The following is a 12,832-nucleotide window of genomic DNA, read 5'->3' as shown; positions in this document are numbered from 1 at the left end:
ACGAATATGATATGACAGGTAGTTAAAAGCTAGTAGAATTCACAAATTATAAGAGAGAGTGCGATCGCATTCTCTCTTATAATGTTTGGAATCAAAATAAAAAGTAACGCTGCGCCATTGGTAAAATTGTTGCAGGTTCACAAGTTAGTAATTCCCCATCTGCTCTCACTTCATAAGTTTCGGGATCTACTTCTATTTGTGGTAGTGCGTCATTTAGTTTCAAGTCGCGTTTACTCAACTGACGTGTTCCAGCAACAGCAACAGCAGGTTTTTGCAATCCCAGATGGCGCGGAATTTCTCTTTCTAAAGCCACTTGCGAAACAAAAGTTAAAGACGTTGCATTCCTAGCACCACTAAAACTGCCAAACATTGGTCGCATATGTACTGGTTGCGGTGTAGGAATACTGGCGTTAGCATCACCCATTTGTGACCATGCAATCATCCCACCTTTAATTACTATCTCTGGCTTGACACCAAAAAACGCTGGTCGCCATAAACATAAATCTGCGAGTTTCCCCGCTTCTACTGAACCGACATAATCGGCAATACCATGTGTAATTGCGGGGTTAATAGTGTACTTGGCTACATATCTTTTTGCTCGTAAATTATCTGCTTCACTATCTCCAGCAAGGCTTCCTCGTTGTACCTTCATTTTGTGGGCAGTTTGCCATGTCCGAATTATTACTTCCCCGACTCTCCCCATTGCTTGGGAGTCAGAAGAAATCATGCTAAATGCACCTAAGTCGTGCAAAATATCTTCGGCGGCGATGGTTTCTCTGCGAATGCGCGACTCAGCAAAAGCCACATCCTCAGCAATACTTGGGTCGAGATGATGACATACCATCAACATATCTAGGTGTTCATCTAAGGTGTTGACGGTGTAAGGACGCGTTGGGTTGGTAGAAGAAGGTAGAACATTGGCTTGACCGCAGACTTTAATAATATCTGGTGCGTGTCCACCGCCTGCGCCTTCAGTGTGGTAAGTGTGGATGGCGCGGTTTTTAAAGGCGGCGATGGTATCTTCCACAAATCCAGCTTCGTTGAGGGTGTCGGTATGAATGGCTACTTGCACATCATATTCATCAGCCACACTCAGACAAGTATCAATAGTGGCGGGAGTTGTACCCCAGTCTTCGTGCAGTTTTAAACCCATCGCACCAGCTTGCACTTGTTCTGCTAGTGCTTGAGGTTGACTAGCATTACCTTTACCCAAAAAGCCTAGGTTCATCGGAAAAGCATCAGCAGCTTGCAACATCCGATAAATGTTCCAAGGGCCGGGAGTGCAAGTAGTAGCGTTGGTTCCAGTAGCGGGGCCAGTTCCGCCGCCAATCATGGTTGTAATTCCAGAGGCGATCGCCACTTCAATTTGCTGCGGACAAATAAAATGAATATGGCTATCAATCCCGCCTGCTGTGAGAATCATTCCCTCTCCAGCTAAAGCTTCGGTTCCAGGGCCAATAATAATATCTACGTTGTCTTGAATATAAGGATTACCAGCTTTCCCAATTTTAAATATCTTGCCATCTTTAATGCCGATATCTGCTTTGACAACTCCCCACCAATCGAGAATCAAAGCATTGGTAATGACTAAATCTACTGCACCATCGGCGTTAGAAATGGGAGATTGTCCCATGCCATCACGAATAACTTTACCACCGCCAAATTTCACTTCATCGCCGTAGGTAGTAAAGTCTTGTTCTACTTCTATAAATAATTCTGTATCTGCAAGGCGGATGCGATCGCCTACTGTCGGCCCGTATGTTTCAGCATAGGCGCGGCGATCCATTCTATAACTCATTATTTAATTCCTTCGAGATGTAAGATGTGGTCAAAAAGAATTGAATGATGCTGGTTGAATATCTAATTCGTCTCTCCACTCTGATAAAGACTTATCCCAATGTTCTTCCCATTTTTGCGTCAATAGTGGCTTTGCTGTTGACCCCATCTTATATCCCAGAGTTATTTGTTCTAATAAATTAGGCAGTTGGTCTGGCGATTTTACCAATGTACCTAATAGACTTACTCCTACTAATACAAATGCTAAATTTCTGCGTGTCTGCGCCATTTCAAAAGCCTTAAGACCGATTTCTCCGAGTCCATCAGTCTTAAAACCTGTGACTACATGCCAAATATCATGAGTTTGGCGCATACGCAAAGTTAGATAACTAATATCATCTTCTATTTTGATTTGACGATAAAATCCAGGGTCGAAACCATTTTGTTTAATATAGGATGCGTAAGCATAGCCTAAAGATGTTTCGGGATATTGTAAGAGCTTTTCTATATCAGGATGAGGTGCAATATATCTTTCTTGAATCAGTTGTGCTATTGCTGGCTGTGTTTTGAGCCAATTTATTGATGATTCAGTGGCTTTGCTATCACGCAATCCATCTTCAATATCGTAAACATAGTCAAGATTAGCTGGGTCTCTGTACAAATTCACCAGTGCTTTCAAGATAACTTTAAAATCAGCACTGAGGCGTTGATGTCGTTCTAATAGCAACATAGCAAATCCTTAAAGTGTTTCATCTATTTTAGACTTGTGGCAGTTGTCCGTTGATTTTGCCATTGAAGCCGTAAACTTGACGACTACCCACTAATGGAACTAATGTGACTTCCTTTTCATCCCCTGGTTCAAACCGGACTGCTGTCCCTGCGGGAATATCAAGACGCATTCCCCGTGCTTGTTCTCTATCAAAATTTAGGGCAGAATTGACTTCATAAAAGTGAAAATGAGAACCAACTTGGATAGGGCGATCGCCTGTATTAGCAACTTGCAATTTTACTGTTGGACGACCTGCATTGAGTTCGATTTCACCTGTAGCTGTAATAATTTCTCCGGGTATCATAATACTTTTAAAAAATAAAAATTAACGAATAGGATTATGTACTGTTACTAACTTAGTACCATCAGGAAAAGTTGCTTCTACTTGCACTTCATGCACCATTTCTGGTACACCTTCCATCACATCATCTCTTGTTAATAAAGTTGTGCCATAACTCATCAATTCTGCAACAGTACGTCCATCTCGTGCGCCTTCTAAAATAGCAGCAGAAATATAAGCGACTGCTTCCGGGTAATTTAATTTCACACCTCTTTGTTTTCGTCTTTCCGCTAATAAAGCAGCAGTAAAAATTAATAATTTATCTTTTTCCTGCGGCGTAAGTTGCATCTTTGCATCCTTTATGGTTCGTTTAAATCTGCCAAACTCTTGGTATACAGCTACCACGACTCAAAAAAGATGTTCGCAGTATCTGCCAAACAGCCGTAAACCAGTTTCTCACCTCTGATGTGGAAGCGCCGCGATATCTACACAAAAGTCCATGTTCTAGTTGTGTCACGCCGATGGAGTGCTGAGTGTTGAGTGCTGAGTGGGGAGTGAAGCAAGAACGTGCTTTAGCAATGATTTCGGTGGAGACTGGATGACCAAGCCAAATTAAGCTACCGACAATTGGCTGTCCAAATAAACCATGCGGACTGTGGAAAATGTCTGTATTACCTGGTAAAAATTGACGATCTATCCATAATGGAACACCTTGCTGCCAAATTTCAGTATGCGATCGCCATTCTCCCTGTAAGAATTTTTCTCCTCTAGCACTGCGACCAAAGCGGGTAATTTCCCAACCTAAAAAACAAGCTTTGGTTGCTAATTCTACCCGTAAATCTTGGCGGTAATCTGCGCCGTTAAATAAAATTGTTTCTTGCGGTAACAATTCTAAACAAGCACCCGCATCAATTTGGATATCTAGCGTTTGTCTAGCTTGCAAGCCATTGCTGCGATAAATCTTACTGGCTGCGGCTGTGGTGATTAAAGCTTGCGCATTGGGTTGGAGGTGAAAATTGGATGATAAGCGATCGCCTCCTACAACTCCGCCAGCTGTATGTAAAATTACGCTATGACAAACTTTTTCGCCTTCAGGGTAAAAAGGGCGTTGTACCTTTAGCGGCGCTTGATGGTGATTGTAAATTAGCTGGGTGGAATTTAGGCGATCGGCATAGACTAAGTTAAGTTTGCCATGCCAACTTGCTGTTTGTGGACTATAAACCATTGTTAATAAATAAAAAAACGAAGTATAACTAATTCATACTTCATTTTTTATTATCTAGTAATTAGCTTTTACTTTTAGTTAGATCACACCCAACTGCAAGATTAGACTTTAACTTTTTTTGTTAACATTCCCTTTCTCTTAATGAACCAGCCAACACCACAAGTAATAAGACTAGCTGTTAAAGTATCAGGCTCAGGCACTTTACTATAAGTAACTGTCCCAGTAACGATTTCAGTATTGGGATTGGTTATCGAAAAAATTGTAAAATCTCTACCAGAGATTTCATAACTTAAATCACTATCAGGATTTCTATCATTAAACAGATACTCTAATCCTACAGATGTCCGTCCTGTTAAGAAAGTGGTTGGAAATACAATAGGAAAATCTGGATAGTTGACATCATCTGTCTCATCATAAACAATTGATTCACCAGCGAAGCTAAAAGACAATGATTGAACTGGTGCGACTGGAATATTATCATTACTAAAAGTTGTATCATCAAAGCTAAAAAATCCCTGCCCTCTGGTGGTTGGACTATCAATCTTAAAAGCATAATTGATAATAGCAGCAGAGGCATACTTTACATCTAAAGTAGTCAAAGCTAAAGTTAGGCTTGTAGTAACCAGAACTAATCGTGAAACAAGCTTCATTTTTTTCCTCTCAATAAACTTCTGCAAGTTTTGCCAACTGCAAATCAAAAAGCAATTTGATTTGCAATTACTCAAGTCTTATTTGAACTTCAAAACAGACATTTTTCTTGAAAACCAAGAGTAACGGTAAAAGACCCAAGTTATCACTATTTGGTAGCAGCAAGAAAACAAATGCTTAATATTTAGAATCAACTTATCTTGGGTTTATTGGTTTAAGCATAGTTTAATTAAAGGTAAAGATAATTATAAAATTTGCTGCTCTGTCTAAAATTATTTATATTATATTATTGCTCTAGCTGCTATGTAATAACATTTCATTTAAATACTTATACTCATAAGTTATGTACTAACTTTATTGAAATTTTTATTAATAAAATATTTTAAGATACATCCGAATTAAAGAAATAATTTGTGGCACAAAACTGCGTTTACAGAATTAAATATTTATTTTGTCATACAAAAAGCACGAAAGATAAAATACAACCTTTCTTGCTGAAATCAAAAATTTTATGTGTTTAGTTTATTTAGTTTATAATCTATTAAATTAACATACAGGTTATCTGGCACAAGAGCTTTAGAAGTAGTAATCTTCAATTCTTTGGTTAAAGCATCTAGCATAGGCTCATGTGCCAAATTTTGTAGTCTTTTCCAGTCATCCTCTCAAGTAATTTATTTCCCTACTTTTTGAGCGAAAATATTCATACTCTGCCAAAAAGCGAAATCTTCATTCATCTGTACTGACCATGTTTTATCGTGAATCATGGGCATAGTTGCTGTTGTCTTCTCTACATTTTTGTTTTGACAAGCTGGCGGTAATTTGGAATCTACAAGATTCACACACGAGTTATCTGGTACAAAAGCTACGTTAGTTGTTAGCTTCAGTTCTCTGGTTAAAGCGTCTGATAGTGGTTCAGCATTCACATCATTCATACCGAGGTAGGCAATATTCTGTAAATCTTCCATCGTCCGCTGCATACTAACTGCGTTGTAATTAGTACTCACAAGGGTACCGCGTCTGAGATATTGAGAGTTAGCTACATAACGTCGATTTTGTTCTGGTGAACGTTGAATTTCGTGAGGCTGGTTTTCTCCAGTTCTACGAGTAATTTCCCCAGATGTCATGCTAACAACTATCATTTGGTTCTCATGCTGGCTACTAACGAAAACTTTATTAGCCATCACTGGAGTTTTATCATATTTACTCACAGTTAGACCTGCTACAACTGCTTCCATAGCTAAAGACGTTGTATCTGTATCATTGAATAATCCGCCATCATAATTAGGGAAGAAAGCTGTTGCGCTAATCTTTTGACTTAGCGGCATCCAAAAGGCATTTGGTTCATATTGTTTGCCATCGAAAATATACAAATCAGTAGCTGCTAAAGGCGCAATAGTTGAACCTAGTACATAAGTAGCTAAAGATGCATTATCTTCTACGTCATTATTGACAGACTGAGTGTTTAGAGCGCTTGCAGATTGTATGTTTGCACTTAAGGTACTGGCAAGTACAAGTCCTAATAGATACCCTTGAGATTTGTTAATCACCATGAAACCTTCCGATACTTTTCGTAACAGTTGAATAAAGCTTTCTTTATAAATATTTAAGGTTTTTGGTTAAACTGAGAATAAGTATAGGTTATTTCTTGTTACTTTATTACGAATATATTTTGTTTTGTTAACTTTCGTATATAATTTCTTTTGCAGAAAATAATTAATTAAATGTAAATTTTGCTACCCTTAAATAAGCTAAATAAAACTAAAAAACCTTATTTTAAAAGACTTTTATCTAGGTAATAAGATGATCTTATTTGCTAACCTATAAAGTTTTTGGTTAAAAAACTTAAAAAAATCGCAGAAAAAACAATATACAAATTGCAATAATTAAGTCGAACTGGACAAGAAAGTGGAGACTTCATCAAAGATTAAGTTTGTAAAATTGTCTTCGATACAATGCGAGTCTTTTTAAGTTCAGCTGAGGAGAGTTGTTCACCAGTTTGCAAGCGAGTGGCGGATGTTTGCAGAATGGTGGCTGCGTTGATATCTCCGATTTGTAAAGCGGTTTTAGCAGCAGTTTGCAACATCGTTGCTGCACCGATGCGATCGCCTTGTTGTAATTTCATTTCAGCTAACTGAGTTTGGCGATACTTTGCTAATGTCAGAATAGACTGCTGTACTTGAGGATTTAGGGCAGGTTGATATTTTTTAACTAAATTTGCAGATATTGTTACAAGCGGAGTGAGTAAGCACTCTTTGTTAAGCGCTGGGTTATCGTAACGCACTTGAATCTGCCCAATTACTTGTTCTCCTTCAGGTAATTCTCCTAAATAAAGATTTGCCAAAACTACCCGTTCTACATCCTGCATCAAATCACCCAAACGCACAACAAAGCCACCATTCGTTTCTCTTTGCACTGGTAACTCAATTGTGTCTGGAGAAACTTGGGCGATGGGTTTTAGTTCCGCGAGTCGGACATTAGGTACAAAAGAGAATAACAAGTAAGCATTAGTTAACCCTACGGAATTAATTCGACTAAACAAACGGCTGAATTCATCCACAGCTTGTTCTGGATGTTCAATATAAACTAGACTACCGCCGCCAGCATCGGCAATTTTTTCGAGTAAGTCTTGGTTCCAGTTATTGCCAAATCCAAGAGTATTAATAGTCAGATTGATTTTAGCTGCCTTTTGCGCCAGTTCTAGACAGCGTTGATTGTCATCTGTGCCAATTTCCCACTTCCAAAGCCGCAAACTGCTTTCACCGTGTCCATCAGTAAGGAGGAAGGCGTGGGAAACAGCGCCTTTTGCCCCTTGCATTAATTCTGTAATGCCTAATTCTAAACCCGCTGCAATGGCTGTACCGCCACTGGCGTTGAGTTTGTTTTGTAACAGCGATTTAATGGTGTTGGGATCTTGAATTACTTGATGGGGAACAATCACCTCGGCAGAACCAGAAAAAGCGACAATTGAAATGCGATCGCCTGGCTGTAACTTATCTAATAATTGCTCTACTGCTTGAATGACAGTTTGCATAGGTTTGCCATGCATAGAACCGCTTTTATCCAAAATCAAGCATAAATTCAGTGGCAAACGCTCCTCAAACTGATCGGCAATCGCAGAAATCGAAATTGCTAATTGACGTTGACTGCTGACTTGACCTGCATCAACGTTACGATCATTTAGCGAACAGAGCAATTTAACTTTCATTGCGGCGGGATATCTTGTAACACAGTTTTTGAGACAATACGAGTTTTCTTGCGATCGCTTTCGCTTAAATCTCCTCCCGATTGTAATTGAGTGGCAGAAGTTTGCAATACTGTGGCTGCACCTGTATCTCCCATTTGCAAAGCAGTTTTAGCAGCAGTTTGCAGCATAGTTGCAGCACCGATGCGATCGCCTTGTTGCAATTTTGCTTCTGCAAGTTGGGTTTGACGATACTTAGCTAAAGCCAAAATAGATTGCTGCACCTGGGGATTAATATCTGGTTGGTAAGCCCTGGTAACATTTCCATATACTGGAAGATTGGTAGTAAATAACCCTGTTTGATTCTGGGCAGGGTCATCGTAGCGAATTTGGACATTTGCGATCGCTTGTGTACCTTCCGGCAATTGTCCCAGATAAATATTAGCTAAAATTACTCGTTCTACGTCTTTCATTAAATCGCCCAAGCGGATAGCAAAGCGTCCATCGGCTTCTTGTTGTAAGGGGAGTTCGATAGTATCTGGGTAAACTTGGGCAATGGGTTTAAGTTCTGCCAACCGGACATTGGGCATTAAAGAAAATAAAAGATAAGCATTTGTCAAGCCAACAGTTTGCAGGCGGCTAAATAAACGCCCAAACTCATTCACAGCTTGATCAGGCTTTTGAATATAAGATAAAGTCCCTAAACCAGCGTCGGCAATTTTTTCTAAAACATCTTGGTTCCAGTTGTCGCCAAAGCCCAAAGTGTTTAAAGTCAAGTTGTAACCAGCAGCTAACTGGGCGAATTTCAAACAACGGTTATTATCGCCGTGTTCATTTTCCCCATCAGTTAACAAAAAAGCTTGAGAAATTCTGTCTTTCTTGCCTTTGGCTAACTCTTCAATTGCCAAACGCAAACCTTCATCAATTGCTGTTCCGCCATCAGCAGATAAACGGTTGATTTGCTTTTTGATTTTTTCTGGGTCTTCAACAGATTGATTTGGGATTAAGACATTAGCGCGGTGATCGAAGACTACCACACTCAGGCGATCGCTGGGTTTAAGTCTGTCAACCAACAAATTAGCGGCTTTTTTCACAGTTTCCAGCGGTCTACCATTCATCGAACCGCTATGGTCGAGAATTAAGCACAAATTAATCGGCAGATTCCGGTCTTGAGTATCCGCGATCGCCGAAACTGAAATAGACAACTGACGTTGACTACTAGTTTGATTTGCGTCAACATTCACATCATTCAGGGCAGGCTGCAAATTGACCTTCATAACCCAAACTTCCTAAATCAGGATATATATAAATAATTTAGTCAGAATCCAACACTCAAGAGCCAAAAGACAGAATTTAGCAGGAATTGAAAATGAGTAGTAAACTTTTTCTTAAATGGTATTCTGACTTCCGAATCCTGACTCCTGAATTCCTACCATACTTATAAATAACTTCAAATCGCCAGATTAGCGCTACGGAAAACTTATCCTGCCCAGATAGATTAATATATTCACAATATCTTAGAAGCCTAGCTTGAGCAGATGCCAGCTATCTCGACAATTAGCGAGGAAACCGCACCTGACTCTAGCTGGCATCACGCTAGGATGTATTACAGTTAACGGCATAATTTCAGGCGATCAGTTGCTATGGACATTTCCCCCATCAAGGCTGTTCAAGCCCCATACTACGGCGATAACTTCTACCGGACACCGCCGCCAGATTTACCCTCCCTTCTATTAAAGGAGCGAATTGTCTATCTGGGAATGCCACTGGTTCCTGCTGTCACGGAATTGATCGTCGCTCAATTATTGTATTTGCAGTCAGACGACCCCGAAAAACCTATTAAAATCTATATCAACTCAACTGGGACTTCTGGTTACAGTGGCGAACCCATCGGCTTTGAAACTGAAGCCTTCGCCATTTATGACACAATGAAATACATTAAGCCGCCCATCCACACCATTTGTATTGGTTCAGCGATGGGTATGGCAGCGATGCTACTGAGTGCTGGTACTAAAGGTTGTCGCGCCAGCTTGCCCAACGCTAGTATTATCCTGCACCAGCCCAAGAGCTACGCCCAAGGTCAAGCAACTGATATTCAGATTCGGGCGAAGGAAGTTCTGGCAAACAAAGCATCGATGGTTGATATTTTGACCCGTACCACCGGACAGGCGGCAGAAAGAATCACCAAAGACATGGATCGTCTCTTTTACATGAGTGCATACCAAGCAAAAGAGTACGGTTTAATCGATCGCGTGTTTGAAAAAGAAGAACTCGCTAATCCACCACTACCTACTAGTGTCCTTTAAATAGTCAATGGTCAATTGTCAATGGTCAATAGTTAAAAAACCTTTGACTTTGGACTTTAGACTTTTGACTCTTGACTAAAAAATTAATCACAAACGGAGTAAAGAAAATGCCTATTGGCGTTCCTAAAGTTCCTTACCGGATGCCCGGAGGGCAGTATACAGATTGGATTAGCATCTATGATCGCCTTTACCGGGAACGGATTATTTTCCTGGGACGTGATGTTGATGATGAAATTGCTAACCAAATCATCGCTGTCATGCTGTATCTGGATTCGGAAGACCCAGGTAAAGATATTTACTTATATATCAATTCCCCTGGTGGAATGGTTACATCTGGTTTGGCAATTTATGATACGATGCAACACATCAAATCTGATGTTGTCACCATTTGCGTTGGTCTAGCGGCTTCAATGGGTTCTTTCTTGTTGGCTGCTGGTACTAAAGGCAAGCGGTTAGCATTGCCCCATTCCCGGATTATGATTCACCAACCTTCTGGTGGAACCCGTGGACAAGCAACCGACATCGAAATTGAAGCCAGAGAAATTCTGCGGATTCGCAATCAACTCAATAACATTTACGCTCAAAATACTGGTCAAACTTTGGCCAAGATTGAGAAAGACATGGATCGCGACTTCTTTATGTCCGCCCAAGAAGCTAAAGAATACGGATTGATTGACCGTGTGATTGAAGAGCGAATCTAGGAAGTGTGAAGTGTGAAGTGTGAAGTATGAAGTGTGAAATTTTGTGCTTCATACTTCAGCCTTCATACTTCATACTTTCCCAAAACTGTCTAGTTTGAACTATAAATTAGAAAATTACTGTTTATCATTAAAACCTTAGGTTAAAAGCAGATAGCTGATAGCCATATATTAGATAGCTGACATCTCGAAATGGATCTAGGAGATTGCTACCGTTTATTGGGTTTAAGGTCGGGAGCCTCTTTTGCGGAAATCAAAACGTCTTATAGACGGCTGGCGCAGCAATATCACCCCGATATCAACCCGGATGACAAAAAAGCTAAAGATAAGTTTATTGCCTTGACCGAAGCTTATAGGCTGCTCTTAACGGTAGTACCGCCAGAGGAACCTGTCGAACAGCCGTCAAGTCAGTCGTTTGTGTCTAGGCGCGAGGAACCAAAGACGACTCGTCAAGGAACAGCACCAAAAACCACAGTCACCACTGAAACGTTTGTGTCTAGGCGTGAAGAACCAAAGGCGACGCGTCAAGAAACTGCGCCTCAAACCACAGTCACTACTGAAAAGCCACAGACACCGCCTGCAAATATTGCGGAAATTGAACAAAGGCTGAAGTGGAAGACTTACGAGCAATTACAAAGATTTTTAAAAGAAAAAAGATTTCCCCAAGCGATCGCCCTCGCAGAAGCTTTAGTAGACCGTTTACCTAAAGATGCAGAAGTTCGCCAATGGTTAGCGATCGCTTATCAAATTTGGGGACGAGCGCTAATTAATGAAAAGCAAGTCCTCAAAGCCAGAATTTACCTGAAAAAAGCCCTAAAAACTGATCCTAATAACAAAGCTTTGTGGAATGAAGTGCAACGGGATTTTCAGAAAATAGAGCAAATTTTTTAAAATTTGTCAATAGTCAAGAGTCCATAGTCCATAGTTAAAAGATACAGCAGAAAGCCTTTCAACCCTGTTCTCTGTTCCTCGTTTCCTTTTCCCTGCTATAAGAAATTTATAGCTATTGACTATTGACCATATTCAAGAAATTGGTTCAAACACCATTTGAGGAATTAATACTTCCTCTTGTGATTGACCAATTCCTAAAAATCGCGTTTCATCTTCATATACGCGCACAATTCCAGAATTATTTGAATTTACAGAAATTTTTTGTCCCTGACACCATTTCCGGGCGAGTTCTAGAGGTAAACTTACAGTAGGCAAATGCTGCAAAGCGACATCGGGAAGTATTGGTTGAAATGTCCCAGCTTGCAACTGTGCTTCTAACTCAGCAAAAGAAAGACTATTACTTAAATCAAAACCGCTGCTTTGAGTACGAGTTAAAGCTGCGAGAGTTCCGCCAGTGTTGAAAACTGTGCCTAAGTCACGAGCGATCGCTCTAATATATGTACCACTACCACAGGCGATCGCCACATCTAATTCAGGAAAATCCCCTTCGCGCCAATCTAAAATATCTATCTGAAAAACTTCGACTGTACGTGCTGGAACTTCCACAGTTTCCCCTTGACGCGCCAAATCATATAATCGTTTTCCTTCAACTTGAATTGCACTGTAAATTGGCGGTATCTGTTCAATTTTGCCGATAAATTGCGTGATTGCAGTTTCGATTTCAGTCAAACTCAAATTAGCACAAGGTTGTGAAGCGATAATTTCTCCTTGCAAATCATCGGTTGTGGTACGTACACCAAAACGAATAGTAGCTTTGTAAGCTTTTTCTCCTGGTAGATACTGCAATAATCTTGTAGCTTTACCAAGTGCAATCGGTAAAACCCCAGTCGCGGCTGGATCTAAAGTTCCCGCGTGTCCTACCCGTTTAAGACGCAACAGCTTGCGTACCCGCGCCACGCAGTCGTGAGAAGTCCAATCAAATGGTTTGTTTAAATTGAGAAAACCTTGCACAGTAATATTTTTTGATGCTTCTTGATGTGCTGTACGTCAATATGTCT

The 12,832-nt window shown here is 40.3% G+C and carries 13 protein-coding genes; 3 read left to right on the top strand and 10 right to left on the bottom strand.

Going from position 1 to position 12,832, the window contains the following annotated elements:
- Window positions 1-91: 91 nt before the first annotated feature.
- The 9 genes from ureC to ACMX3D_RS17970 form a co-directional block, all read right to left on the bottom strand.
- Window positions 92-1,798 (bottom strand): urease subunit alpha, encoded by a 1,707-nt coding sequence (ureC, locus tag ACMX3D_RS18010; RefSeq protein WP_482747247.1) that lies wholly within the window; start codon window positions 1,796-1,798, stop codon window positions 92-94.
- A 30-nt stretch (window positions 1,799-1,828) separates the two neighbouring features.
- On the bottom strand, window positions 1,829-2,506 hold the full coding sequence (locus ACMX3D_RS18005) for a Coq4 family protein (RefSeq protein ID WP_482747246.1): 678 nt from the start codon (window positions 2,504-2,506) through the stop codon (window positions 1,829-1,831).
- Window positions 2,507-2,534: 28 nt separating this feature from the next.
- Complete coding sequence (locus tag ACMX3D_RS18000; RefSeq protein WP_482747245.1) at window positions 2,535-2,849, bottom strand: urease subunit beta; 315 nt, start codon at window positions 2,847-2,849, stop codon at window positions 2,535-2,537.
- Window positions 2,850-2,870: 21 nt separating this feature from the next.
- A complete protein-coding gene (ureA, locus tag ACMX3D_RS17995; RefSeq protein ID WP_482747244.1) occupies window positions 2,871-3,173 on the bottom strand; it encodes an urease subunit gamma in 303 nt (100 codons plus the stop codon).
- A gap of 22 nt (window positions 3,174-3,195) precedes the next feature.
- Window positions 3,196-4,050 (bottom strand): urease accessory protein UreD, encoded by an 855-nt coding sequence (locus ACMX3D_RS17990; RefSeq protein ID WP_482747243.1) that lies wholly within the window; start codon window positions 4,048-4,050, stop codon window positions 3,196-3,198.
- A gap of 101 nt (window positions 4,051-4,151) precedes the next feature.
- On the bottom strand, window positions 4,152-4,700 hold the full coding sequence (locus tag ACMX3D_RS17985) for a PEP-CTERM sorting domain-containing protein (RefSeq protein ID WP_482747242.1): 549 nt from the start codon (window positions 4,698-4,700) through the stop codon (window positions 4,152-4,154).
- 669 nt (window positions 4,701-5,369) lie between these two features.
- A complete protein-coding gene (locus tag ACMX3D_RS17980; protein ID WP_482747241.1) occupies window positions 5,370-6,248 on the bottom strand; it encodes a hypothetical protein in 879 nt (292 codons plus the stop codon).
- A 374-nt stretch (window positions 6,249-6,622) separates the two neighbouring features.
- Window positions 6,623-7,903 carry a vWA domain-containing protein gene (locus tag ACMX3D_RS17975; protein WP_482747240.1) on the bottom strand — a complete coding sequence of 427 codons (1,281 nt, stop codon included), beginning with the start codon at window positions 7,901-7,903 and terminating at the stop codon, window positions 6,623-6,625.
- Window positions 7,900-9,156 (bottom strand): vWA domain-containing protein, encoded by a 1,257-nt coding sequence (locus ACMX3D_RS17970; RefSeq protein ID WP_482747239.1) that lies wholly within the window; start codon window positions 9,154-9,156, stop codon window positions 7,900-7,902. Before ACMX3D_RS17970 ends, ACMX3D_RS17975 begins: the two co-directional genes overlap by 4 nt.
- A 366-nt stretch (window positions 9,157-9,522) precedes the next feature.
- On the opposite strand from ACMX3D_RS17970, the gene ACMX3D_RS17965 reads away from it, so the two are divergent.
- The 3 genes from ACMX3D_RS17965 (at window position 9,523) to ACMX3D_RS17955 (ending at window position 11,774) form a co-directional block, all read left to right on the top strand.
- Complete coding sequence (locus tag ACMX3D_RS17965) at window positions 9,523-10,185, top strand: ATP-dependent Clp protease proteolytic subunit (RefSeq protein WP_482747238.1); 663 nt, start codon at window positions 9,523-9,525, stop codon at window positions 10,183-10,185.
- 107 nt (window positions 10,186-10,292) lie between these two features.
- Window positions 10,293-10,886: an ATP-dependent Clp protease proteolytic subunit gene (locus tag ACMX3D_RS17960; protein WP_482747237.1), complete on the top strand. Its 594-nt coding sequence runs from the start codon at window positions 10,293-10,295 to the stop codon at window positions 10,884-10,886.
- Window positions 10,887-11,075: 189 nt separating this feature from the next.
- Complete coding sequence (locus tag ACMX3D_RS17955) at window positions 11,076-11,774, top strand: J domain-containing protein (RefSeq protein WP_482747236.1); 699 nt, start codon at window positions 11,076-11,078, stop codon at window positions 11,772-11,774.
- 132 nt (window positions 11,775-11,906) lie between these two features.
- Here ACMX3D_RS17955 and truB read toward each other — a convergent pair whose 3' ends face one another.
- The gene (gene truB / locus ACMX3D_RS17950; RefSeq protein ID WP_482747235.1) at window positions 11,907-12,785 is read right to left on the bottom strand and encodes a tRNA pseudouridine(55) synthase TruB; all 879 of its coding nucleotides are present in this window, start codon (window positions 12,783-12,785) and stop codon (window positions 11,907-11,909) included.
- Between the last annotated feature and the right edge of the window lie 47 nt (window positions 12,786-12,832).

This window comes from Anabaena sp. TISTR 8404, assembly GCF_056847745.1.
The sequence above is the reverse complement of the archived record's forward strand: the minus strand, read 5'-3'. Positions and strand labels throughout refer to the sequence as shown.